The organism is Nonomuraea sp. NPDC054003 (assembly GCF_055585125.1).
Genome location: NZ_JBVJKR010000004.1, coordinates 110,552 through 132,975, shown reverse-complemented (window position 1 = coordinate 132,975; position 22,424 = coordinate 110,552). Strand labels below are relative to the sequence as shown.

The following is a 22,424-nucleotide window of genomic DNA, read 5'->3' as shown; positions in this document are numbered from 1 at the left end:
CTCAGCAGCGCCGCGCTCTGCTCGTCCAGCTTCCTGGGCAGCATGTCCCAGGCGAAGGCGTAGTAGGCACCCGCGCCACCAGCTCTTCCGGCAGGTCGGGCCGGTGCCCGTGTCCTCTGTCACGGGTCCGCGCCTCCGCCGTGCCGCCCAGGATGAGGATCCGATTCACGTCCTGGCCCGCTTCGCGCTGTAGAGGTGGCTGTCGGGGAACTCCGACGCCGACAGCACCCGCCCGACGACGATCACCGCCGTGCGGCGGATCCCGGCCTCGTGCACCTGCCCGGCGATGTCCGCCAGCGTCCCGCGCAGGATCACCTCGTCCGCCCTGCTCGCCCGCGCCACCACCGCCACCGGGCAGTCCGGCCCGCACGAGGGCAGCAGCTCCGCCACCACGGCGTCGATCCGCTGCACGGCCAGATGGAGCACCATCGTCGCCCCGCTCGCCCCGAGCGTGGACAGGTCCTCGCCGTCGGGCATCGGCGTCGCCCTGGTCGACGTGCGGGTCAGGATGATCGTCTGGCCGACGCCGGGGACGGTGAGCTCCCTGCCCAGCGCGGCGGCCGCCGCGGCGAAGGCCGGCACCCCCGGCACCACGTCGTACGGCACGTCGAGCGCGTCCAGGCGGCGCATCTGCTCGGCCACGGCACTGAACACCGACGGATCGCCGGAGTGCAGCCGCGCCACGTCGAGTCCGGCCCGGTGCGCGGCGACCAGCTCCGCGACGATCTCGTCGAGCGTCAGGTCCGCCGTGTTCACCAGCCGCGCGCCGACCGGGCACGAGTCGAGCAGCTCGCGCGGCACCAGCGAGCCCGCGTACAGGCACACCGGCGACGTCTGGAGCCGCCGCAGGCCGCGCAGCGTGATCAGGTCGGCGGCCCCCGGGCCTGCCCCGATGAAGTAGACGGTCACGGCTCATCCTTCCTGATGACCGACCACACGGTCACCGGCATCGCGGCCCCGCTCAGCCGCGGAGGCAGGGACGAGATCGAGCTGCCTGGGGGCGCCCATGAGCACCTCCGCCGCCTCCACCGCGCGCCGCGAGTCGGCGGGCAGTCCGTCCCGGCCGTCCGCGCCGATGCCGACGACGGTGATCACACGTTGCCCAGCACGCGGGTGACCTCGATCTCCAGGACGACCCTGGACGGGTTCGGGCGAGGCGGCTTGTAGCGGGCGGCGTAGCGGCGTTCGGCGTCGGTCACCCGCTCCGGCTCGGTCCGCACCACGGCCCGGCCCTCCAGCGTGGACCAGCGGCGGCCGTCCACCTGGCACAGCGCCACGAGCGCGCCGGCCTCGCCGATGAGCCGGGCCTTGTACGAGGACCCCGAGGTGATCACCCGGGCGGTGGCGGTCTCCAGATCCAGGGTCGCGCCCACCGGCACCACGTGCGGGGGCCCGCCGGGACGCGCGGTGGCGAGCGTGCACAGATGCCGCTCCTGCCAGAACGCGGCGAAGCCGTCCCCCTGCTCGACCAGATTCACGACCCTCCTCAGGCGATGGCGACCAACATCGTATATCGACGCTTCTGGCATGGTCCGGTCGTGTCCATCCGCTCACCAGTGCCTACACTCCTACGGGCGAAGCGGCTACGCCGCCTGGCCGCTGAGGGCCTCACCGCCGACGACACGGTCGTCATGCTGGACGCCCACTGCTCCTTCACCGGCCTCGACGACTTCGCCGTCTATCGGGGCACGCCCGACGAGATGCCGGTGACTTAAGTGGGCGACCGCATCCGCGAGCTCCGCGCCGAGGCCCGGGCCCGCAAGGGCTGGATCATGGACACGTACCTCCTGCGCCGCGCCCCGCCCCAAGACTGAGGACGCGCGTCTCGGCACGGAGTCCTCTCGCCGCGGGTGAAAGGTTCACGGCAGGCGATCCCGCGGCCTGCGACATCCTCGCCGAGCACCACGCCGGACGGGTTCCGGGGTGTCGGCGGTGTGCCCCCAGGGAACGATGTGCGGGTGCATGTCGGCCGGCCCTTCCTGCGTGCGTCGCGTGCCACGGTGTTCGCCGTGGTCTGCGTGCTGGTGTCGGCCGTCGTGCACGTGCTGGCCGGGGGCGCGGCCGTACGGCCCGGGTTCCTGGCCGCGGCGGTGGGGCTGACCTGGGGCGGAGCCTACGCCATCGGTGCCCGCCAGCACGGCCGGGGCGCGCTGCTCGCCGCGTGCTTCGCCGCCCAGTACTGCGTGCACCACCTGTTCAGCGCCGGCGCCGAGGCGTCCGCCGTCCCCCTCGCCCACGCCCACGGCGGCACCGGGGTGGGCATGGTCCTGGTCCATGTGGCGGTGGCTCTGCTGTCGTCGTGGTGGCTGGAACGCGGCGAGACCGCCCTGGCCATGATCGCGCACCTGGCCGTCACGTCGCTGAGCGTGCTCTGGGCCGGCCTGCTGCTCGCCGTCTCGCCGGTCACCGCACGCCTGCCGCGCCGCCCTCTGGCGCATCACGAGCATGCCCGGCTGCGGCTCCTGCTCGCCTCCAGCCTGCGCCGCCGCGGGCCTCCCCTGCCGGGCGCCGCTCTCTGATCGGGCCGTAGCCCGCTTCACGGTCGTGGCCGGCCGCTGCCGCCACCCCCGTCTCCCTGCCGCGCCGACGCGCGGACGAACACCTCATCTCGCGGCGGCACGCACCTGTCGTGGCGCGCGCCCGTAACGGAGACTCTCGTGACCTCTACTGACACCCGCCCCACCGCCGGCCCCGACCCGTCCCCCCGCCGGGCGTCGGCCTGGACCGCGCTCAAGCCGCTGATCCTTCGCCTGCACTTCTACGCCGGGATCCTCATCGCTCCCTTCCTGCTCGTCGCCGCCTCCACCGGCCTGCTGTACGCCGCCTCCTTCCAGATCGAGCAGGTCGCGCACCGCCACGAGCTGACCGTTCCCGTCGGCGAGCAGCGTCTGCCGCTGAGCCAGCAGGTCGCCGCCGCGCAGGCCGCGCGACCTGACGGGAAGGTCACCGCGGTGCGCACCCCGGACGGGGCGGACGCGAGCACCCGCGTCCTGATGGACGTGCCCGGCCTGCCGGAAAGCACTCAGCTGGCCGTCTTCGTCGATCCGTACACGGGTCAGGTGCGCGGCACCCTGGACAGCTACGGCGGCTCGGGCGCGCTCCCGGTCCGCGCCTGGATCTCCAACCTCCACCGTCACCTGCACCTGGGCGAGCCGGGGCGGCTCTACAGCGAGCTGGCGGCCAGCTGGTTGTGGGTCGTCGCCCTGGGCGGCCTGACGCTCTGGGTCACCAGGCGCCGCGGCACCCGCCGCCTGCGCGGCCTGCTCGCGCCCGACCGGTCGTTGCCGGGAGCGCGCCGGCGCCTGTCCTGGCACGGCTCCGTCGGCCTGTGGGCGGTGCTGGGCCTGCTCTTCCTGTCGGCGACCGGCCTGACCTGGTCCACGTACGCCGGGGAGAACGTCGGCGAGGTGCGCACCGCACTCGGCTGGACCACGCCGGCGGTCACCACGTCCTCCGGCGACCACGCCGCCCATGCCGGTGAGGGGGTCCACCGGCACGGCGGCACGGCCGTGAGCGTCGATCAGGTCGCCCGGGCCGGGGCGGGTGAAGGCCTGTCGGGCCCGCTCGAGATCGTGTGGCCCGCCGAGCCGGGCGCACCCTACGTGATCAAGGAGATCGACAAGACGGTTCCGCAGCGCCTCGACCAGGTCGCCGTCGACGCCGGCTCCGGTCAGGTCACCGCCGTGTTGCGCTTCAGCGACTACAACCTCGCCGCCAAGCTCACGCAGTGGGGCATCGACGGGCACATGGGCCTGCTGTTCGGCCTGGCCAACCAGATCGTGCTGATGCTGCTCGCCGCCGGGGCGATCACGCTCATCGTGCTCGGGTACCGGATGTGGTGGCAGCGTCGTCCCACGCGCGGTTTCGGCGAGCCGTACCCGCGCGGCGGCTGGCACCGGCTGGGCTGGGCGGTCCTCGTACCGCTGATCCTCCTCGTCGTGGCTGTGGGCTGGTTCCTGCCCCTGATGGGCCTGTCCCTGCTCGCCTTCCTGGCCGTCGATGTCCTGCTGGGCCTGCGTGCCCGCGCGACCCAGCAGGAAGGCGCCTAGGGTGCTGGGGTCTTCGCGAGGCTTCCGGGCAGGAGGTTCTCCAGCGGGACGTACGGGTCGGTCAGGCCGAAGCCTGCCGGGCCGAAACAGGCCAGCGCGTCAGGCGTACGCATGATCGGCGGCGTGGAGATGGCGAACACGGTCAGCCGCTGGCCGTAGGCGAGCGACTCGGTGGGAACGGGCGCGCCGGTCTCGGTGGCCAGGGTGCAGATCAAGTCGGGGACGATGGCGAGGACGCGACCGTCCCGGCGGGCGACGAGGTGCTCGTTCTGGAAGGTGATCTCCAGGACGTCGCCGGGATCGTCCGCGGCCTGCAGGCGGGCCCTGCCGCGGGCGAAGCCGTCGACGGTGCGGCGCTCGACGTCGACGACCTTGCCGCGGAACAGCACGACGCCCAGGCTGTAGATGGTGCCGGCGAGCATGGCGGTGAGCGCGTCGAAGGGGTCGGCGTGCGCGGCGCGGGCCTCGCGCAGCGTGCGGCCGATGTCGCGGCACAGCGACAGCGTGCCGTGCACGGAGGTGCGGCGGACCTCGGCGGTGTCCATGGGGTAGTCGCTGATGTAGGAGGCGCCGCCCATCTGGATGGTCAGCGCCCTGGCCAGCTGTTCCATGCGCTTGTTGTCGCCGGCGGTGATGACGCAGACATCGCCGTGGTCGGAGGCGATGGCCATGGGCGAGCCGGACACGCCCAGCACGCCGAAGGTCTGCATCTGCAGTTCGGGGAAGGCGCGGCCCATGCCGTCGGCGTCGACCACGGGCAGGCCGAGCTGGGCGCCGAGCATCAGCGGGATCATGCTGTTGAGCCCGCCGCACTCGGTCGGCATGACGGCGTGCGCCCGGCGGCCGAGGTGCTCTTCCAGAGCGCGGAAGGCGGCCACGTTGCCGCCGCCGGAGGGCAGCTTCTCCACGAACACGGTCGGCGCCCCCATCATCGACGACGGCAGCACCAGCGCGTCGTCGGGCAGTTCGTCGGCGCCGATGACGCGCACCCGGCGACCGGCGGCCATCTCCCGCTCCACCAGGAGCCGGCCGATGTACGGGTCGCCGCCGCCTCCTGTGCCCAGCACCGCGGCGCCTTCGGCCAGGTCGTGCAGCCCTTGCGGGGTCAGGTCGTAGCCCACTGCGGATCCTCCTCGGGAGTACGGGCGCGGCCGAGGTCCAGGTCGCCGACGGCGCGCACGATGACACGGACGGCGTTGCCCGGCAGGTAGTTCACGTGGATCTCGTCGACGTGGACGATCTCGACGCTGGAGGGCACCGCCCCGGCCGAGACGGCCAGGTCGGTCGCCTCGGCGCGGGCCTGGTCCAGCACGTCGTCGCGGGTGAGCTGGGAGCCGATGAGGAACAGCCGGTCGACCTCGCCGCCGATCTGCCCGATGGCGGCGCCGATGGCGTTGGCGACGCCGTGGTGGCCGGGGATGCGCACCTCGGGCACGCCTGGAAGCTCGGCGGGCATGAGGACGGCGCCGCCGCCGACGATGACGACCGGCAGCGGCTCGGCGCTCAGCCGCATCTGATCCACCAGTCCGGCCACCCGGTCCGCCATCCAGGCGGCGCCGCGCCGGACGAGGTCACGGTCCAGGCCGCGCACCAGCGAGCGATCGCCGACCTCGGCCAGCCCGGCGGCGACGGCGAGATCCGTGGCGGTCAGGGTACGGCCGCCGAAGACCAGCGCCTGCTCGGTCAGCTCGTAGCCGACCGAGTCGGGGCCGATCCGCAGCTCCGGCCGCCGGGTGACGCGGCTGCCGCCGCCCAGGCCGACGGAGACCACGTCCGGCATGCGGAAGTTGGTGCGCACCCCGGCGATGTCGACGTCGGTGCCGGCCTGGCGGGGGTAGCCGCCGGTCAGCACGCCGACGTCGGTGGTGGTGCCGCCGATGTCGACCACCGCGGCGTCGGCCAGCCCGGCCAGGAACGCGGCGCCGCGCATGCTGTTGGTGGGGCCGCTGGCGAACGTCCTGACCGGGTAGCGGCGGGTGTACTCGGCGTCCATGAGCGTGCCGTCGTTCTGCGACAGGAACAGCGGGGCGCGCACGCCGACGGCGGCCAGCGCGGCGGCGAACGCGTCGACGATCTCGTCGGCCAGGTCGAGCAGGCAGGCGTTGACGACGGTGGCGTTCTCCCGTTCCAGCATGCGGATGCGGCCGATCTGGTGGGAGAGGCTGACACGCAGGTGGGGCAGCTCGGCGCGCAGGATGTCGGCGGCGGCCAGCTCGGCCTCGGCGGTGACCGGGGAGAAGACGGAGCTGATCGCCACGGTGGTGATGTCGTGGGCGGCCAGGTCGGCGGCGACCCGCTTGAGCTCGTCGGGGTCGAGCGGGGAGATGGGCCGGCCGTCGAACTCGTGGCCGCCGTGGCACAGACGCACCACCGGGCGGACGGCGTCGACCAGCTCGGCCGGCCAGGCGGAGGTGGGCGGCAGCGCGGCGGTGGCGGGCAGCGCGAGCCGGACCACACCGGTGCGGGCCAGCCGGCGGCGGGTGACGAGGGCGTTGGTGAAGTGGGTGGTGCCGATCATGACGGCGGAGATCCGGCCGCGATCGAGACGGCTGCCTTCCAGCAGCGTGGACAGCGCCGTGACGACGCCGCCGGTGACGTCGGCCGTGGTGGCCGTCTTGATGCCGGCCACGACGGTCATGTCCTGGTCCAGGAGGACGGCGTCGGTGTGGGTGCCGCCCACGTCGATCCCTATGCGCACAGCCGCGTGCTCCTTCCCGGGGATCCGGGTCATGACGTCGACGGCCGGGCCGCGCCGGTCAGGCCGAGCCGGCCGGCGACCGCGTACAGGACGAAGGCCGCCAGCAGGGCGTTGAGCGCCGGGATGCCCGCGGTGACGAAGTGGCCGATCAGCGCGGCGGCCACCCAGGCGACCAGCGCGGCCGGGATCCACCCGGGCGCGTGGGCGGGCAGCTCTCCGCGCTCGCGCGAGCTGTCGAGGTCGGCGCGCCAGCTGCGCACCACGAAGTACTCGGCGACCATGATCCCGGCGATGGGCGGGATGGCCACCCCCAGCAGGACCAGGAAGTCCACCAGGTGGTCGGCCATGCCGAGGGCGGCCAGCGCGGTGCCGACGATCCCCAGCACCACGGTGACGGCGGCGCGCCCGGCCTTCACCCCGAACGCGGTGTGCAGGGTGTTGGTGACGCCCAGGCTGGCGGCGTACAGGTTCCAGTCGTTGACCTTGGCGGTGGCGGTGATCAGCACGAGCACGCCGACGGTGCCGGAGGTGGTGGTGACGATGGTGACCACGTCGCCGGTGCGCAGCGCGTGCGCGAGCAGGACGCCGACCAGGGCGAGCACGTACTCGCCGAGCGAGATGCCCAGGACGGTCTGCTTGACGACGTCGGCGGCGTTGCGGTTGAAGCGGCACATGTCGGGCGAGATGACGGCGCCGACGATGAACCCGCCGGCGACCAGGGTGGCGCCCTGGGCGAGGCTCATCGCCGGCCCCGCGGGCTGGGAGGCGATCAGCTCGCCGAGCGGCCGTTCGGCGAGCTCCACGCCGATGGCCCAGCCCGCCAGCGCCAGGAAGGCCGGGACGGTGATCCACGCGGTCCAGGCCATCCCGGCGAAGCCGTGCACGACGATCGCGGTGATCGCCAGGCCGCCGGCGATCGCCCAGATCCACGCCGGCGAGCCGCCGAGCAGGGAGGAGACGCCCTGGGCGAGCACGGCGGTCTGCACGCCGAACCAGCCGAGCAGGCTGACCGCGATCACCAGGCCGACCAGGCCGGAGCCGTAGCGGCCGAACCCGGCCCAGCGGGCCAGCAGGCTGGTCGACAGGCCTTCGCGCATGCCGGCGATGCCCAGCGCGATCGCGACGACCTCGAGGATGACGGCGCCGAGGGTGACGGCCAGGACGGCCTGCCAGAAGGTCATGCCCATGCCGAGGGCGGCGCCGAGCAGGAACTGCGACAGCGCCGACAGCAGACCGAACCGTTGCACGGCGATGGTGGTCCAGCCGTAGCGGGCGGAGGCGGGGACGCGTTCGAGTGCGTAGTCGTCACGGGCCAGGCCGGTGTCGGCGGGTAAGCCGACGGATGCGGGGGGTTGCGCCATCGTGTGTCCTTCGCAGCAGTGATCTACACCGACAACGCGACGTTAGATAAAAGAGGCGCACACGAGAAGAGGCGCGGTATGTGCAGCTTTCTACGGGCCGCTCGGCTGCCGCGGCGGAAGCTGTACACCCGCGCCCAGCACGGTGACACGCCGGGGGTGCTCATGCTGCTCGACGCCGGGATCGCCCCCCGGTTCCGTGACGGCCGAGCCGCGTGTCGGTGACGCCCCCACCGGTGCTCCCGGTTGTTCAGTCGTGGGACGGCGCGGGGCTGTACAGCCGGATCGTGCGGTGGGCGACGGCAGCCAAGAGATCACCGTCGGGGTGGAACGCCACCGCGCACACGGGGAACGCGTGGCCGGTGAGAGGCTCGCCGACCTGGCGGCCGGTGGTGGGGTCCCACAGCCGGACCGTGCCGTCGTAGCTGCCGGAGGCCAGGAGATCGCCGTCCGGATGGACCGCTACCCCGAGCACGGCATAGGTGTGGCCCATGAGCGGATCCCTGCGCTGTTGTCCGGTGGACGGGTCCCACAGCCGCACCGCGCAGTCCTCACCGCCGGTGGCCAGGAAGTCGCCGCGTGGGTGGAACGCCATCGTGTACACACCGCCAGGGTGACCAGTGAGCGGTTCGCCGACCTGGCGGCCGGTTGTCGTGTCCCACAGCAGGATGTTCCCCTCCTCCTCGGTGCCGGCGGTGGCGAGCAACGAGGAGGAGGGATGGAACGCCACCCCCTTCACGGTCCCGCTGTGGCCGTGGAGCGGCTCGCCGACCTGTCCTCCTGTGGCCGGGTCCCAGAGCCGGACCACACCTCGGGTATCGCCGCTGGCCAGCAGGTGACCGCCGGGGTGGAACGCCATCGCGGTCACCGGACCTTTGTGGTCGGGCTGAGATCGCCCGGTCTGTCGGCGGGCGGCCAGGTCCCACCACCGCACCACACCGTCCTTACCCGCGGTGGCGAGCAGGTGGCCGCCGGGGTGGAAGGCCACCTCGTTGTAGCCGCTCATGGGTTCGTCGGCGGAGAGGTCGCCCACGAGCCGGCGGGCGGCGGGATCCCAGAGCCGTACCGTACGGTCCCAGCCGGTTGTGGCCATCAGGTCACCGTGGGGGCGGAACGCCACCCCCAGAACGAGATCGGTGTGTCCGGTGAGGGGGCCACCGACCGGCGCCCACGAGAGCGGCGAGATGTCTCCCTCGACGTTCTGCCCCGGCTCCAGTCCGGGCGGATAGTGGTGGTTGATGATCTGATTGCCGACCGCTTGATATACCCCACCCTGACCTGATGCCTTCGCCCTCATCTGCACGTTCCGTGCGTCAGCACCATGGGCGGCGATGCCGATGGCCTCCCCCGGGCCCGACAGGCCGGGTGGCGTCCCGGGCTCGGCAGCAGGCCGGTCGGCGGTGACGGCGGATGGGGCATGGCCGGCGCGCGGTCGCAGTAGCGCCACCACCGAGACCACCAGCCCGGCCGCACCGACGAACATACTGATCACGCTCGCCCGCTGATCCAGCACGCCCAGGACCCCCGCCGGCAGGTGCAGCGGGTCGGCGAAGAACCCGATCAACCCTACGGCCAGCAACGCCGTCATTGCCGTGATCGCGGTGATCTTCACCCACCGCCTGCCCCGCGGCCGTGGATCGCGACCGGAATCTGCCGCATTCGACATGTCTCCAGAGTGCTCCTGAATCGGCAGGAGCGGGACCCCCGAAAGGCGTCCCGAAACCGTTGCTTGGCATCGGCGTCAGCAGCCTGCCATCCACTTGAGACGGTGAATGGCGGACCAGATCAGCGGCGCCTGTGGCGGGTTCGTCGGGAGAGCCCGGAATCCCATCGGCTTGACCTTGACGCGACGTCAACATCTTGACTGGCACCAGGCGAGCGAACACCCGCTGCCCGTCGAAGAAAGGCGCCGAAGGCGATGACCCTCCCGTACGACCGCCCTGACCCCTTCACACCCCCTCCCGAGTACGCGGCCATGCGCGAGAGCACCCCCATCGCCCAGGTGAAGACCCCCAGCGGCGGCCCCGCCTGGCTCGTCACCTCCTACGACGCCGTCGCCGCCGTCCTGGCGGACCGGAGGTTCGGGCTCACCCCTCCCGGGACCGCGCATCCCGGGAACGACACGCTCTTCCAGGACGGCGAGGCGCACGGGCGGCTGAGGCGGCTGGTGTCGAAGGCGTTCGGGCCGCGCGGGATCGAGGCGCTGCGCCATCGGATCGAGCGGCTCGGGGACGACCACGTGGCCGCGATCGCCCGGGGCGGGCCGCCCGCCGAACTCGTCGCGGACGTGGCCGGGCCCGTGTCCATCGCGGCGATCAGCGAGCTGCTCGGGGTGGAGATCGCCGACCGCGAGCACTTCCAGGCCGTCGCCGGTGCCGCCGGCGGCGTCGACTTCGTCTTCGGCGGCGAGGAGGAGATGGCCCAGGGCGCGCAGGCGTGGGAGAGCCTGTCGGCGTACGCCGCGACCCTGGTCGAGGCGCGGCGCGAGGACCTCGGCGATGACCTGCTCAGCTCCCTGATCACCGTACGGGACGCCGAGGACGGCAGGCTCAGCGACAGCGAGCTCGTCGCCATGACCGCCACCATCGTCTCCGCCGGATACCTGTCGGCCCGCAACGCCATCTCCGCGGCCGTGCTCAGGCTGCTGCGCGAGGGACGCCTGGCCACGGCCTCCGAGCGGCTGGGCGCGACCGTCGAGGAGGTGCTGCGCCTGCAGTCCGGACAGACAGGCGAGCCCTTCCCCCGCTTCGCCCAGACCGACGTCGAGCTGGCCGGGACCCGGATCCGAGCCGGTGACCTGGTGTTGGTACGCCTCGAGGCCGCACACCGCGATCCCCGGCACTTCGCCGATCCCGACGCCTTCGTACCGGAACGGAGATCGAGCCCGTCACTGGTGTTCGGGCACGGCGCGCACTACTGCCTCGGCGCGCCGCTGGCCCGCCTCGAGGTCGCGGCCGTGATCGGAGCGCTGGCCCGGCAACTGCCCGGGTTGTGCCTGGCGGGCCCGGCAGAGAGCGTCGAGTGGGTCCGCCACGGGGTCGACGCCGGCCCGAAGGCTCTCCACGTCACCTGGTGAAGCGGTGGGGTGCGCAGTGATCCGCAGCCTGAGAGACGTAGCCCCCCGGCCGCTCCGGGCGGTCCTCGACAGGCGGCGTGCGAGGCGGCACGGCGGCGAACGGCGGCGCGGGACCGCGGCGGTGGAACCCAGAGCGCAGCGGCAGCCACGAGCGCAGAGAAGATCAGCAGGACGCCCGCCAGGATCTCCAGCAGCACGGTGATCGACATGAGGACTCCTCTTGGGCCTCGCCTGGAGGTGTCGCCACGAGGACGAAGGTCTTCCCGCACCCTCCGCCCCGGCAGCCGCGTCGGCCAGGCTGCGGCCGGAGGGCCATCCCGCCGGGCCTGTCCAGGCGTGCAGACCGGGATGTCCGACGGCGGGTACTCCCCTTTCTTCCACTATCGGCCCAGCTTGCGGCGCCGGTCAAACGCTTGACGATCACCGCGGGAGCCGCCGAAGTGGAACAGACCGGACCGGTGTGCCTAGCCTGGAAGGGCGAGGGGAGTACTTCCCAAGAGCCGGCCCGGTCAGTACGGGCGTGACTTCGTCCCCGGGCGGCCGCCCGCACGGTCGTGGGCGAAGGAGACCTCGAAAGGCCCGGCCGGTCCGAGGAGGTTCCATGCCCGTCCCCATAGGGCTGATGACGGCTGCCCCTCTGGAATCGATCGGCTCGCCGCAGCTGTGGGCGACCACCGTTGGCGGCCTTGCGCTGCTGCTGGGCGCGGATTTCGTGCTGACCCGGCGCCCGCACGAGGTACGGATGCGTGAGGCGGTCGGCTGGTCGGTCTTCTACCTGACGCTGCCCCTGCTGTTCGGCGTCTACGTGTGGCGCGTGTTCGGGCTGCAGGCCTCGGTGGGGTTCTACACCGGTTACCTGGTGGAGAAGTCGTTGTCGGTGGACAACCTCTTCGTGTTCATGCTGCTGCTGTCGGCCTTCGCGGTGCCTGGTGAGCTGGCCCAGCGGGTCCTGCTGTACGGGATCATCGGGGCATTGGCGCTGCGCGCGATCTTCATCGCCCTGGGCGCGGCCGCGCTGGCCAGCGGCACCTGGGCGTTCCTGCTGTTCGGCGTGATCCTGATCATCACCGCAGGGAAGATCCTCAGAGACGCGCTGCGCGGCACTCAGCAGCAGGTCGACATCTCCTCCATGCGCACCATCCATGTGCTGCGGCACTTCATGCCGGTCACCGCTGAGTACCGCGGCTCGCGCCTGATGGTCCGCCAGGGCGGCCGGTTGGCCCTGACGCCGCTGGCGCTTGCCATCGTGGCCGTCTTCGCTACCGACATCGTCTTCGCGGTCGACTCGGTGCCCGCGGTGTACGGCGTCACCGAAGACCCGTTCCTCGTCTTCGTCACCAACGCCTTCGCCCTGCTGGGCCTGCGGGCGCTGTACTTCGTGCTGCTGGGCGTGCTGGAGAAGCTGCGGCACCTCAATCACGGGCTCAGCGTCATCCTGGGGTTCATCGGCGTCAAACTCGTCCTGAACTGGGCGCACAGCGTCTGGCCCGCAGTCCCGGACATCCCCACCCTGGTCTCACTCGGCGTCATCGTCGTGGCACTGACGACCGTCACGATCACGAGCCTGCACGCCAACCGCCGCGCTGCCCACCGTGATGTCCAACGTGTCACCGTCCCTCCGTCGGACGGATGATTCGCGTGGCGCTGGTGACGCTTGTTCTCGGGTTCGCGCCGACCTCGCAACCGGTCGCCTGGATTGGCCGTGGCGGAGGTCGTGGTCGAACGGCCGGCGTCGCAGGCCTGCGTCGGTGATGGCCTCGACGTCGACGATGCTGCGGCCGGTGCCCGGCGGCCTGCGGCCATGTCGCGCATGGGTTCCAGCCGCCGGCGCCGTTCCGGGTCGCCGCCCACCGCTTCGAGCTCCGGCTCCGCCAGTGCGTGGAAGCTCGCGAACTCGGCCATCTGGGCGCGGAACGCGCGGGCGAAGACGTCCTCGGCGAGCCGGTAGCGGTCGCGCCGCTCGCCGCGCACCCGGAACCGCTCCACCAGCCCTGGCTGTTCCCCTCATGGTCCACTTGTTCGGATCAATCTCGTAACTCACAGCATGCTTGTTGCGGGTGGCGTGGATCTTTGCCAGGGTGACATCGTGCCTTGGCCTCGCTCACGGAGGCTCGGGGTTGGTGAGCCGGGAAGCCTGGTCGGCAGATGATCGACCCACCTGCGAGGAAGGGCTCCCCCTGTGGCCTCCCCCACCATTTACACCTCACCCGCGGGCGAGCGGGAAGTGCGCGACTGGTGCCGTGACCGGCTGCGCTCTTGGAAGGTGCGACACCGGCTCCACACCCTGGAGACCAGTTTGGGCACCACGGCGGTCGTCAGCGCCGGCCAGGGCCGCGGCGTGGTGTTGCTGCCCGGCACCAACTTCTGTGCCGCGACCTCGCTGGAGGTGGCCGAGGCTCTGCTCCCCGGCCACCAGGTGATCATGGTGGACCTGCCGGGCCAGCCGGGCCTGAGCACGGCACGTCGGCCCGGGCGGGGTCGCCTGGCCGGCTACGGCCGCTGGGTCGGAGAGATAGTCGACCAGTTGGACATCGGACCCGTCGTGGTCGTGGGTCACTCGCTGGGAGCGGCGGTAGCCCTGGCGGCGCACCCGGGGCCGCGCATCAGCGGCCTGCTACTGGTGTCCGCGGCCGGTCTGAGCCGGGCCCGCCTGACTCCCGCGCTGATCAGGGTCACGCTGCCCTGGCTGACCGTACCGACCGTCGAGCGCAGTCAGGCGCTGCTGCGTCACATGAGCGGCCGAGCGCACGAGACGGACGGCTCGGATCACCGGCTGGCGGAGTGGATGACCCTGGTCGCCCGGCACAGTCGCACCAGCTTGGCTCCGTCGCCGCTCCCCGCGCCCCTCGTGAGCCGCTGGCGGGGCACCCCGATGGTGGTGGCCACTGGACAGGAGGATTGTTTCTATCCGCCCGCCCGCCTTCACGGGCCTGCGCTCGCCCTGCTGGATACCAACGTGGTGAATGTGCCGGGCGTGGGTCATCTCGGCCCGCACGAGGACGCGACCCTCCTGCCCGCGCTCCTCGACACCCTGCGAAAGCGCACCTGAGCCGCTCGCGGGTGGAGCTTGATGACACCACTGGTCCGATAACGGCGTCACTTCTGCCGACTGTAACCGTTTGCTACGCTCACAATTGGTGCGCCGGGAAGCCTGGTCGGCAATTGTTGTCGCCGACCGAAATCAGAGGTCCTCGATATGCGCGCACGGGATTGGTTCATCCCCTTCCCCGGGATCCCTGTGGATGCTCTGCCGCCGGCGGCGGCCCATCCGAGCAGGCTCCACCCGCCCGTATCGCCATCAGGAAGCCGCGGTGTCGTCCGGTGTTCCGCCGGGCCCTCACAGGACGTTTCGCGTCCGCCGGGCGGCCGACGCGAGGATCCGGCATGAACGACAGCGCGCTCATCGTGGGCGTCTCCGAAGAGCACGGCGTGCTCGTCGTCAGGCTCGCCGGAGACTTGAGCTGGGACAACATGACCAGATGGCGATCGTGGCTGGACACGCACCTGGCAACCGACGCGAAGATGCCGGTGCTGATCGATCTGTCGGCTCTGGCCTTCCTCGACTCCTCCGGGCTTGCCAGCCTGATCACAGCCCACCAACGCCTGCAGCGAGCAGGTGTGGCCATGGCCTTCCTGCATCCCGGCGCACCGGTCACACGATGGCTGCGCATCACCGGTCTGGAAGCTCACCTGCCGATCTTCGACACCATGGACGCGGCGATACCGGCCGTCAGTTCACCGCCTCCGCCGGCTTGGCCCCGGCCTTGAGACGAGCGGTCCCACACGAACGCCGGCCGCAAGCGGTGTGATCTTTCGTTGGCCAGATGGACCGCTGGTCAGCCTTCGATGAAGCGGCGGATCATGTAGCGGCGGACCAAGGGCAGGGAGGCCAGCCGCAGGGGCAGCAGGCTCAGCCACAGCAGGAGCGGGCTGGTGGGGGCGTAGACGCCTTTGACGCGGCGGCCGAGCTTCTGCTTGCGCTCGGCTTCGGGCCGGATGGCGGCCTCCCACGCGGCCAGCGCGGCGGGGACGTCGCCGGGGTGGGCCGCCAGTTCGGTGCCGAGGCGGTCGGCGCCGCCGACGGCCAGGGAGGAGCCGTATCCGGCGAACAGGGTGACGCACCAGGCGGCGTCGCCGAGCAGGACCACCCGGCCCTTGCTCCAGGACGGCGCGACGACCTGGCTGATGGTGTCGAAGTAGACCGACTCGGCCCGCTGAAGTCCGGCCAGGGCTTCGGGGATGACCCAGCCGAGGTCGCCGTAGACGCGCCGCAGTTCGGTGGTCACGTCCTCGCCGGGGCGGGCGTGGTCGGCGCGGTAGCCGAAGAAGGCGACGTTGCGGCCGTCGGGGATGCTGATGACCGCGGCGGTGCGGCCGCCGGAGGACAGGGTGCCGGTGGCGCCGGTGGCGATGGAGGCAGGGCGCTTGTCGAGCATGTAGACGGCGACCTTGTGCTCCAGGTCGAGCAGGAAGTCCTCTTCCGGGCCGAACAGCAGGGCGCGGGTGGCCGAGTGCAGGCCGTCGGCGCCGATCAGCAGATCGCCTTCCTCCTCGGTGCCGTCGGTCAAGGTCACGCGTACGGTGTGCTCGTCCTGGTCGACGGCGGTGAGGGTGGCGCCGAAGCGGATTTCGGCGCCACCCTCACCGCCCTCGACCTTCTCGTACAGGACGGCTTCGAGGTCGCCGCGCAGGATGGTGATCGAGCGGCGGCCGGTGGTGGCGGCGATGGTGGCACGGTCGAGGGAGAAGCGGCGGTCGCCGTTCGGCTTGTGGTAGACGAGTTCGTCGGTGATGAAGCCCTTGCCGAGCAGGCCGGGCAGGATGCCCATGCGTTCGGCGGCGTCGTAGCCGATGCCGCCGAAGGTGACGGCGTAGCCTCCGCCGCGGCGGGCGGGGGCGCGTTCGACGATGAGGGTGTCCCAGCCGATCTGGTGCAGGCGCAGGGCGGTGGCCAGGCCGGCGATGCCGGCTCCGATGATGATGGCGCGCATGAAAGGTGTGCTTCCTCAGGAGGCGAGATGGTCGAGTAGCCGCTGTTCGGCGGTGGCGTCCAGCCAGGTGTCGGGGGAAGGGGCGTCCGCGCGGGGTGCCGGATCGCCTTCGGCCCGCAGCCAGGCCCAGGTGTCGGCGAGGGTCTCACGCAGCGGGCGGGTGGTGAGGCCTTCGGCCAGGGCAGCGCTGACGTCGGCGTCGTGCATGCCGCTCGGCACGCTCCCGTCGGGCAGCCGTAGCCCGAACTCCATGCCGAGCGGCAGGCCGTGCCGCAGGAGCAGGTCCGGCTCCGCCCACACGAGCTCGGTGTCGAACCCGGTGACGTCCAGGGCCGTGGTGAGCAGGTCGCCGAGGGTGATCGCGCCTGGCGGGCCGGTCGCGGTGAAGGCGCCGCTCAGGCCGCGTTCGGCGGACTGGAGCAGCCAGATGGCCAGGTCCCGGACGTCGATGTACTGCAGGGGCGTCCGGGCGGGGGCGGGCGCGAGGACCTTGCCGCCCTTCTCCAGACGGCGCAGCCACCACGGGATGCGGCCGACGTCCTCGTACGGGCCGAGGATCATCCCGGCTCTGGCCAGCAGCGCCGTCTCGGGGAAGGATTCGAGGACGGCGAGCTCGCCGCCGCGCTTGGCCGCGGCGTAGTCGGCATCGTCGGTGCCGGCGGGGTCGCCGTCGACCAGGGGCGCCCGCTCGTCGGCGCCCGCGGGCCAGGGCCAGCGGTGCACGCCGCGACTGGAGACGTAGCCGTAGTGCCCTGCCCTGCCGGACAGCAGGCGGGCGGTGTCGCGCACCACTCTGGGCGCCCAGGCCCAGGTGTCGATGACCGCGTCCCACTCCTGGCCGCCCAGCGCCCGCCGGACAGCCTCGGGATCGGTGCGGTCGGCGAGCAGCGCCCGCACGCCGGGCGCGGGGTCACGGCTGAGACCGCGGTTGAGCGTGCTCACATCGTCACCGCGCTCCAGTGCCGTCTCCACGACGGCGCGGCCCACGTGGTGGGTGCCGCCGAGAACAAGCAGTTTCATGACGCTCCTGGGGTGAGGGGCAGGAAAAGGGCTGATGGGCGCAGGTGGTCGTGGAAGATCTCGTGCTCGGACGCGCGCAGGCCCGTCCCGGTCGCGAGCGGCTCGCCGGTGCCGGGGTTCCGGCCGAAGCGCGGGTGTGCGCCGCTGGAGACCTGCAGCCGGATGCGATGGCCGCGCTGGAACCGGTGGGCCATCGGCCACAGGGTGACCTCGACCGTACGGATGTCGCCCGGCTCGCGCAGGCGCACGATCCCGTCGCACACGTTCATCGACCGGCCGCGCTCGTCCACGTCACACAGGCGGGCGAAGTAGTCGACGTTCGGGTTGGCCGAGCGCGCGTGCAACCGCACGCGGACCGGGCCGACGGCCTCGACGTGGCCGGGCAGGGGCGCGGTCGTGAAGGTCAGCACGTCGGCTCTGGCCTCGACGGCGCGGTTGTCCTGCGTCCCGACCGACATGCCCGCCTGCGTGCCGCCGACGGTCGGGGTCGGGTCGGCGGGGTCGTAGCGGTAGCGGCTGGGTGCGGCCTGACCCTCGTGCGGGGTACGGCTGAGCCCGCCGGCTGGATGCAGGAACCAGGGGGTCGGCTCGTGCGCGGGCGGCCACGCGGCCAGGTCGCGCCAGTGGTCCGCCCCGGTGACGAACAGGCGTACACCGGTGGGCGCCTGCCGTCCGAGCAGCACGGCGTCCAGCGAGGCCAGCGCGTCGGCCAGCCCTTGGCGCGTGTAGAGCCCGCGGCCGTGCCCCCATGGGCCGACCAGGAGCCGCACCTGGCGCCCGGCGGCCACCAGGGCGGCGTAGTCCGCCAGCATCCCCGGCAGGAAGCAGTCGTGCCAGCCGCCCTGCAAGTGCACCACCGGCGGCATGCGCGGGGTGTTGGCGCGGTGGTCGGTGCTCGCCCAGTACTCCTGGCTCGCCTCGTGCCGGACCCAGTCCCGGAACCATGGCACGGGATGCCCGGTCAGGGCCTGGTCGGCCTCCTGCAACGGGAGGGCGAGCGTGGCCTTCGACAGCCGCCGGGCGGCGCCCACCATGCCGGCCATCTGGCGGGCGATGCGGTAGCCGCCGGTGAACATCCGCTCCACCAGCTGCACCCAGCCCAGCGCGTTCCCGGTCGCGAAGGCCCCGCCGGGGTACATGAAGCCTTCGGCCAACGACGACGGCGCGTCCTGGATGAGCGCGATCTTCCACTCCGGGATGTCGCGGGCGGCCAGTTCCCACTGCGTGAAGCCGAGGTAGCTGGCACCCCAGGTGGCCAGTTCGCCGCCGAACCACGGCTGGGCGCGCAGCCAGCTCAGCGTGCCGTCGCCGTCGGCCGGGTCGATGACGAAGCCGTCGAAGCGGCCGCCGGATCCGGCCGTGCCGCGCAGGCTCTGGAACAGCACCTGGTAACCGCGCTCGGCCAGCAGCGCAGGAAGCCGGTCCAGGACGTTGCCGCGGCCGTACGGGCCGCGCAGCAGCACCAAGGGAGCCTGGCGCTGACCGGCCGGATAGTAGTGCGTGGCGAGCAGCCGCACACCGTCGGCGGCCGGGATCTCCACGTTCCGCCGCACCCGCACCCGGTGACGCAGGGCGGGCCGCACGCCGTACACACGACTGAGCAGGGTCATAGCCGGTCAACTCCCTATCGACGTGGAACTGGATGTCACATCGCCGACCAGGCTTCCCGGCACACCATCGAACCTCCTGCGGAGGCCGATGCCAATACTATACCGACTTTTCAGAAATTTCTGAAGACATGGTGTATTCGATATCCTGCTTCCGCAAGGAGGCACACGTGAACGACAGGCATGAGCAGTGGCAGGCGGCCGAACGGCTGGCCCTGACCCTGATCGAAGGCGGGATGCAACGCATGTCCGCGCGCACCCTCGCGGTCTTCCTGTTCACCGACCAGGAAAGCGTCACCGCCGGCGAGATCGCCGACCGGCTGGAGGCCAGCGCGGGCTCGGTCTCCGGCGCGATCAAATCCCTGCTGACGGTCGGCCTGATCGAACGCCTGCCCGCGCCGGGCAGCCGCCGCGAGCACTACCGGCTCCGCGACGACGCCTGGGCGACCCTGTTCACCAGCCAGAACACCGTCATTCAGGCCATGCTCCAGGCCGCGGCCGCCGGGATCGCCGCCACAGAAAGCGGCAACCCCGCCCATCAGCGCCTGACCCAGATGCGCGACTTCTACGCGTTCCTGCTCGGCGAGCTCCCCGCCCTGCTGCACCGCTGGCACCAGCAGAGCGCCTGACCCAAGCCCGCCGGCCGGCGCGAGCGCCCAGCCTCGGCCTGCCGCCAGGAACGCCTCGCCACGATCCGCGAAACCGCGCGATGTCTTCGGCGGCACCACGGCGACGACCTATGGCTCGGGGTGTATCGACGCGCGCCGCAGCCAGCGTCCGAGGCCGTCCGAGCCGGGACGGCCGCGCCAGGCCAGATGGGCGTCCGGGCGCACCAGCCACACCTCGTCATCGCGCCAGCCGTCCGGCGTGAGCGTTACGACGCGGTCACCCAGCGAGTCGCTCACCTGTGGTTCGCAGAGCCGCGCGCCCGGGCCGGTGGCCAGCAGGGCCCAGCGCCCGCCCAGCTCGGCGTGCAGCCGCGTGCCGGCGCACGCGAGATCGGCGACCCGGTCACCCGGCCGCGGCCGGCGTCCCAGCCGCGATCCGCGACCGGCCAGCGGGCCGCGACGGTAGGTCACCCCGAGCTGGGAGGCGGCCATGGTTCCCCGGCGCTGCACCGCCGGCCGGTTGAACAGGGGCACCAGCACCCACCTGATCAGCAGACGCAGCAGCGGGCTGTCGCCGATCTGCAACCGGGCGGTCGCGCTGGTGGAGCGGAGCACCTCGGCGGCGAGCGGGCGGCGCTCGGCCTGGTAGGTGTCCAGCAGCCGATGGCCGGCGCGGCCGTGGACGACCAGCGCGAGCTTCCAGGCGAGGTTCTCGGCGTCGCCCATCCCGGTGACCATGCCCTGGCCGCCCATCGGGCTGTGGATGTGGGCCGCGTCACCGGCGAGCAGGACGCGCCCTTGCCGGTAGCCGGTCGCCAGCCGCCGGTGGACGCGGAACATCGAGGCCCAGACGAGGTCCTCGAGCTGTTCACCCGCGAGCCCCGCGCGCTCGCCCACGACGCGCCGGAACGCCTCCAGGATCTCGGCCTCGTCCAGCTTCTCGTCGGTGGCGCCCGGCAGGTAGGCCATCAGCCGCCACAGGTCGTCGCCCGTGCCGTCGGGCGAGGGCATCGGCATGACGAACAGCGGCCCGTCGGGATGGGCCCAGCCGTGCCCGCCCTCGCGGCCGAGGCCGAAGCCGGCGTGACCGTCGGCCAGCAGCCACTGGTCGGTCAGGGGCGCGCCGGGAAATCCGATGCCGGCCAGCTTGCGTACCGTGCTGTGCGCGCCGTCGCAGCCGGCCAGCCAGCTCGCGCGTACGGTCCGCCCGCCGCCGAGCACGGCCGTGACGCCGTCCCCGTCCTGGCGTGCGTCGACCAGTCCGGTCCCCCATTCCACGCCGCCGCCCAGCTCGGCGAACCGGCGGCGGAGCGCGGCCTCGATCTCGGTCTGGGGCAGCACCAGCGCGGGCCGGGGAGTGCCGAGGATCGGGTCGCCGAAGCGGATCCGCATCACCGGCCGGCCCCCGATGTAGGTGGTGAGCACCAACCCCTGGGCCGAGCGTTCGGGCAGGTCACCGAGCGCGCCCAGCCGGTCGAGCACCTCGACGCCTCTGGCGTGCAGGAGGTTGGCCCGCGACGTGGTCGCCGGCCCCGCCGCCTGGTCCACCACGCGCACCCGCACGCCGTGCAGCAGCAGGCCGCAGGCCAGCGCCAGCCCGGCCGGCCCGGCGCCGACGACCAGGACATCCGTGGATTCGTTCATGACATCTCCCTTAGAACGGAACGATTCCGTTCCGGCCCTTCCACGGTACGGCCCGCCTACAATGGAACGCAACCGTTCCGTCTCATGGGAGAATGTCGCGCATGTCCGACTCCAGCCGCAGGCCCGCCGGCGCGGCCGTCCTGCGCCAAGAGGTCACCGGCGCGATCATCGAGGCCGCCCTGGCCGAGCTGACCGACCACGGATACGCCCGCATGTCCATGGACGCCGTCGCCCGCCGGGCCGGCGTCGGCAAGGCGGCCATCTACCGGCGCTGGTCTTCCAAGGAGCCCCTGGTGCTGGACCTTCTCACCGAACTCGCCGACCAGGCCGTGCCCCTTCCCGACACGGGCACCCTGTACGAGGACGTCGCCGGCTTCGTCCGCCACACCTCGGCGCTGCGCGCCGACACCCGCGCCATGCGGATCCTCACCGACCTGACCGCCGAGGCGACCCGCAACCCGCGACTGGCGGCGGCCATGCACACCACGGCCGAGCTGCCCCGCCGCGCCGCCGCCACAGAGCTGCTGCAGCGCGCCGTCGACCGCGGCGAACTGCCCGCCGACCTCGACCTCGACCTGGCCACCGACTGCCTGATCGGCCTGGCCTACCTGCGTCCCCGGACGCCGTGGCAGCCCTCGGAGCCGCTGGATCCCGGTGTCCTGGCGCGGCTGGTGGAGGTCATCCTGGCCGCGCTGACCGCCTGCCGCGGCTGAGCCGGCCACGGGTCGAGCGGGCCGGCACTACGGCATCATGACCGCGCTCGTACAGGCCGGTCGAAGAAGCTCCGCGCACGACGGCGGTTGACGAGGCAACGCATGCGCGATCGCCGAACGCGGCGGAGAGCCTGCTGCGATCATCGCACCTCTCGCCGGCGCCTTGAGCCGACGATGGCCTCCGCGGTGCCTACCAAGGCCACCGCGGCGATCACAGCCACGACGAAACCGAGCACATTGAGCTCGAAGATGTCGCCGGTGCCGAGCAGGCTGGCCACGGTGCCGCCGATCAACGAGCCCACCAGGCCCAGCAGCAGGGTCGCCAGCAGGCCGAGGTTCTGCTTGCCCGGCTTGATGAGCCGCGCGAGAGCGCCGATGATGAGCCCTGCGACAATGAAGCCGATCATGAAGGTCCTTCCTGCACCGCTTGTCGGGGAGCGGCGATGTGGGGATTCCGTTGGTCGGTATGCCCCTGGCGTCCGGAACCGAACCCGATCGCCGCCATAGAGGCCAGGTACACAGCGACACGACGAACGCGGGCCGAGCCTTCCCCAGCGTTCGACGTGATTCCGCTGTTCTCAAGGTGAAGTCTGGAGCGGTGAACGTGAAGACCACGAAACGGGAGAGGAAATCCGGGACGGTCCGCTACCTGCGCCGGGA

General features: G+C 72.2%; 21 protein-coding genes. 9 read left to right on the top strand and 12 right to left on the bottom strand.

All coding sequences use genetic code 11. The features are described 5' to 3' along the window. Nucleotides 1-165: 165 nt before the first annotated feature. Genes cobM through ACZ6YG_RS11200 form a run of 3 tightly spaced genes read right to left on the bottom strand, consistent with a single transcriptional unit; the run spans nt 166 to nt 1,478 of the window. A complete protein-coding gene (cobM, locus tag ACZ6YG_RS11210; protein ID WP_466017885.1) occupies nt 166-909 on the bottom strand; it encodes a precorrin-4 C(11)-methyltransferase in 744 nt (247 codons plus the stop codon). A 3-nt stretch (nt 910-912) separates the two neighbouring features. Continuing rightward, nucleotides 913-1,095 (bottom strand): hypothetical protein, encoded by a 183-nt coding sequence (locus ACZ6YG_RS11205; RefSeq protein ID WP_466017884.1) that lies wholly within the window; start codon nt 1,093-1,095, stop codon nt 913-915. Beyond that, the gene (locus tag ACZ6YG_RS11200) at nt 1,092-1,478 is read right to left on the bottom strand and encodes a pyridoxamine 5'-phosphate oxidase family protein (protein ID WP_466017883.1); all 387 of its coding nucleotides are present in this window, start codon (nt 1,476-1,478) and stop codon (nt 1,092-1,094) included. Before ACZ6YG_RS11200 ends, ACZ6YG_RS11205 begins: the two co-directional genes overlap by 4 nt. Nucleotides 1,479-1,556: 78 nt before the next feature. On the opposite strand from ACZ6YG_RS11200, the gene ACZ6YG_RS11195 reads away from it, so the two are divergent. The 3 genes from ACZ6YG_RS11195 (at nt 1,557) to ACZ6YG_RS11185 (ending at nt 4,049) form a co-directional block, all read left to right on the top strand. Then, nucleotides 1,557-1,715, top strand: coding sequence for a hypothetical protein (locus tag ACZ6YG_RS11195; protein ID WP_466017882.1), 159 nt, complete (start codon nt 1,557-1,559; stop codon nt 1,713-1,715). A gap of 243 nt (nt 1,716-1,958) precedes the next feature. Beyond that, the gene (locus ACZ6YG_RS11190) at nt 1,959-2,519 is read left to right on the top strand and encodes a hypothetical protein (RefSeq protein ID WP_466017881.1); all 561 of its coding nucleotides are present in this window, start codon (nt 1,959-1,961) and stop codon (nt 2,517-2,519) included. A gap of 138 nt (nt 2,520-2,657) precedes the next feature. Further along, nucleotides 2,658-4,049 carry a PepSY-associated TM helix domain-containing protein gene (locus tag ACZ6YG_RS11185; RefSeq protein WP_466017880.1) on the top strand — a complete coding sequence of 464 codons (1,392 nt, stop codon included), beginning with the start codon at nt 2,658-2,660 and terminating at the stop codon, nt 4,047-4,049. Here the strand turns inward: ACZ6YG_RS11185 and ACZ6YG_RS11180 are convergent. The 4 genes from ACZ6YG_RS11180 to ACZ6YG_RS11165 form a co-directional block, all read right to left on the bottom strand. Beyond that, the gene (locus tag ACZ6YG_RS11180) at nt 4,046-5,170 is read right to left on the bottom strand and encodes a DUF917 domain-containing protein (protein ID WP_148032204.1); all 1,125 of its coding nucleotides are present in this window, start codon (nt 5,168-5,170) and stop codon (nt 4,046-4,048) included. The genes ACZ6YG_RS11185 and ACZ6YG_RS11180 overlap by 4 nt on opposite strands. Beyond that, nucleotides 5,155-6,747 carry a hydantoinase/oxoprolinase N-terminal domain-containing protein gene (locus ACZ6YG_RS11175; protein ID WP_466017879.1) on the bottom strand — a complete coding sequence of 531 codons (1,593 nt, stop codon included), beginning with the start codon at nt 6,745-6,747 and terminating at the stop codon, nt 5,155-5,157. The genes ACZ6YG_RS11180 and ACZ6YG_RS11175 overlap by 16 nt, the downstream gene beginning before the upstream one ends. 29 nt (nt 6,748-6,776) lie before the next feature. Continuing rightward, nucleotides 6,777-8,108, bottom strand: a complete 1,332-nt coding sequence (locus ACZ6YG_RS11170; RefSeq protein WP_466017878.1) for a purine-cytosine permease family protein — start codon at nt 8,106-8,108, stop codon at nt 6,777-6,779. A 247-nt stretch (nt 8,109-8,355) separates the two neighbouring features. Further along, nucleotides 8,356-9,693: a WD40 repeat domain-containing protein gene (locus ACZ6YG_RS11165; RefSeq protein ID WP_466017877.1), complete on the bottom strand. Its 1,338-nt coding sequence runs from the start codon at nt 9,691-9,693 to the stop codon at nt 8,356-8,358. Between the two features lie 330 nt (nt 9,694-10,023). Here ACZ6YG_RS11165 and ACZ6YG_RS11160 point away from each other — a divergent pair, with 330 nt between their 5' ends. From ACZ6YG_RS11160 to ACZ6YG_RS11145, 4 genes are all read left to right on the top strand, one after another. Beyond that, the gene (locus ACZ6YG_RS11160; protein ID WP_466017876.1) at nt 10,024-11,181 is read left to right on the top strand and encodes a cytochrome P450; all 1,158 of its coding nucleotides are present in this window, start codon (nt 10,024-10,026) and stop codon (nt 11,179-11,181) included. Between the two features lie 601 nt (nt 11,182-11,782). Then, nucleotides 11,783-12,814, top strand: a complete 1,032-nt coding sequence (locus ACZ6YG_RS11155; protein WP_466017875.1) for a TerC/Alx family metal homeostasis membrane protein — start codon at nt 11,783-11,785, stop codon at nt 12,812-12,814. 630 nt (nt 12,815-13,444) lie between these two features. Continuing rightward, complete coding sequence (locus ACZ6YG_RS11150) at nt 13,445-14,230, top strand: alpha/beta fold hydrolase (RefSeq protein WP_466017874.1); 786 nt, start codon at nt 13,445-13,447, stop codon at nt 14,228-14,230. A gap of 335 nt (nt 14,231-14,565) precedes the next feature. Then, nucleotides 14,566-14,949: an STAS domain-containing protein gene (locus ACZ6YG_RS11145; protein ID WP_148032211.1), complete on the top strand. Its 384-nt coding sequence runs from the start codon at nt 14,566-14,568 to the stop codon at nt 14,947-14,949. Nucleotides 14,950-15,017: 68 nt separating this feature from the next. Here the strand turns inward: ACZ6YG_RS11145 and ACZ6YG_RS11140 are convergent, their stop codons facing one another. From ACZ6YG_RS11140 to ACZ6YG_RS11130, 3 genes are read right to left on the bottom strand one after another with little or no spacing between them, the layout of a single operon-like run. Beyond that, nucleotides 15,018-16,172: an FAD-dependent monooxygenase gene (locus tag ACZ6YG_RS11140; RefSeq protein ID WP_219548798.1), complete on the bottom strand. Its 1,155-nt coding sequence runs from the start codon at nt 16,170-16,172 to the stop codon at nt 15,018-15,020. Nucleotides 16,173-16,187: 15 nt separating this feature from the next. Further along, nucleotides 16,188-17,192 carry a Rossmann-fold NAD(P)-binding domain-containing protein gene (locus ACZ6YG_RS11135; protein ID WP_466017873.1) on the bottom strand — a complete coding sequence of 335 codons (1,005 nt, stop codon included), beginning with the start codon at nt 17,190-17,192 and terminating at the stop codon, nt 16,188-16,190. Further along, a complete protein-coding gene (locus ACZ6YG_RS11130) occupies nt 17,189-18,802 on the bottom strand; it encodes a CocE/NonD family hydrolase (protein WP_466017872.1) in 1,614 nt (537 codons plus the stop codon). The genes ACZ6YG_RS11135 and ACZ6YG_RS11130 overlap by 4 nt, the downstream gene beginning before the upstream one ends. A gap of 167 nt (nt 18,803-18,969) precedes the next feature. On the opposite strand from ACZ6YG_RS11130, the gene ACZ6YG_RS11125 reads away from it, so the two are divergent. Next, nucleotides 18,970-19,428 carry a GbsR/MarR family transcriptional regulator gene (locus tag ACZ6YG_RS11125; protein WP_219548801.1) on the top strand — a complete coding sequence of 153 codons (459 nt, stop codon included), beginning with the start codon at nt 18,970-18,972 and terminating at the stop codon, nt 19,426-19,428. A gap of 108 nt (nt 19,429-19,536) precedes the next feature. On the opposite strand, the gene ACZ6YG_RS11120 is transcribed toward ACZ6YG_RS11125, so the two are convergent. Continuing rightward, nucleotides 19,537-21,051 carry an FAD-dependent monooxygenase gene (locus ACZ6YG_RS11120; RefSeq protein ID WP_466017871.1) on the bottom strand — a complete coding sequence of 505 codons (1,515 nt, stop codon included), beginning with the start codon at nt 21,049-21,051 and terminating at the stop codon, nt 19,537-19,539. A 101-nt stretch (nt 21,052-21,152) separates the two neighbouring features. On the opposite strand from ACZ6YG_RS11120, the gene ACZ6YG_RS11115 reads away from it, so the two are divergent. Next, nucleotides 21,153-21,764, top strand: a complete 612-nt coding sequence (locus tag ACZ6YG_RS11115) for a TetR/AcrR family transcriptional regulator (RefSeq protein WP_364227896.1) — start codon at nt 21,153-21,155, stop codon at nt 21,762-21,764. Between the two features lie 140 nt (nt 21,765-21,904). Here the strand turns inward: ACZ6YG_RS11115 and ACZ6YG_RS11110 are convergent, their stop codons facing one another. Then, nucleotides 21,905-22,171 carry a GlsB/YeaQ/YmgE family stress response membrane protein gene (locus ACZ6YG_RS11110; RefSeq protein ID WP_148032218.1) on the bottom strand — a complete coding sequence of 89 codons (267 nt, stop codon included), beginning with the start codon at nt 22,169-22,171 and terminating at the stop codon, nt 21,905-21,907. Nucleotides 22,172-22,424: the final 253 nt, after the last annotated feature.

What these genes read in the sequence shown, in the direction of transcription:
- ACZ6YG_RS11170 (WP_466017878.1), bottom strand. Translation starts at nt 8,108, where the DNA reads ATGGCGCAACCCCCCGCATCCGTCGGCTTACCCGCCGACACCGGCCTG.
- ACZ6YG_RS11165 (WP_466017877.1), bottom strand. Translation starts at nt 9,693, where the DNA reads ATGACGGCGTTGCTGGCCGTAGGGTTGATCGGGTTCTTCGCCGACCCG.
- ACZ6YG_RS11160 (WP_466017876.1), top strand. Translation starts at nt 10,024, where the DNA reads ATGACCCTCCCGTACGACCGCCCTGACCCCTTCACACCCCCTCCCGAG.
- ACZ6YG_RS11155 (WP_466017875.1), top strand. Translation starts at nt 11,783, where the DNA reads ATGCCCGTCCCCATAGGGCTGATGACGGCTGCCCCTCTGGAATCGATC.
- ACZ6YG_RS11145 (WP_148032211.1), top strand. Translation starts at nt 14,566, where the DNA reads ATGAACGACAGCGCGCTCATCGTGGGCGTCTCCGAAGAGCACGGCGTG.
- ACZ6YG_RS11140 (WP_219548798.1), bottom strand. Translation starts at nt 16,172, where the DNA reads ATGCGCGCCATCATCATCGGAGCCGGCATCGCCGGCCTGGCCACCGCC.
- ACZ6YG_RS11135 (WP_466017873.1), bottom strand. Translation starts at nt 17,192, where the DNA reads ATGAAACTGCTTGTTCTCGGCGGCACCCACCACGTGGGCCGCGCCGTC.
- ACZ6YG_RS11130 (WP_466017872.1), bottom strand. Translation starts at nt 18,802, where the DNA reads ATGACCCTGCTCAGTCGTGTGTACGGCGTGCGGCCCGCCCTGCGTCAC.
- ACZ6YG_RS11120 (WP_466017871.1), bottom strand. Translation starts at nt 21,051, where the DNA reads ATGAACGAATCCACGGATGTCCTGGTCGTCGGCGCCGGGCCGGCCGGG.
- ACZ6YG_RS11115 (WP_364227896.1), top strand. Translation starts at nt 21,153, where the DNA reads ATGTCCGACTCCAGCCGCAGGCCCGCCGGCGCGGCCGTCCTGCGCCAA.
- ACZ6YG_RS11110 (WP_148032218.1), bottom strand. Translation starts at nt 22,171, where the DNA reads ATGATCGGCTTCATTGTCGCAGGGCTCATCATCGGCGCTCTCGCGCGG.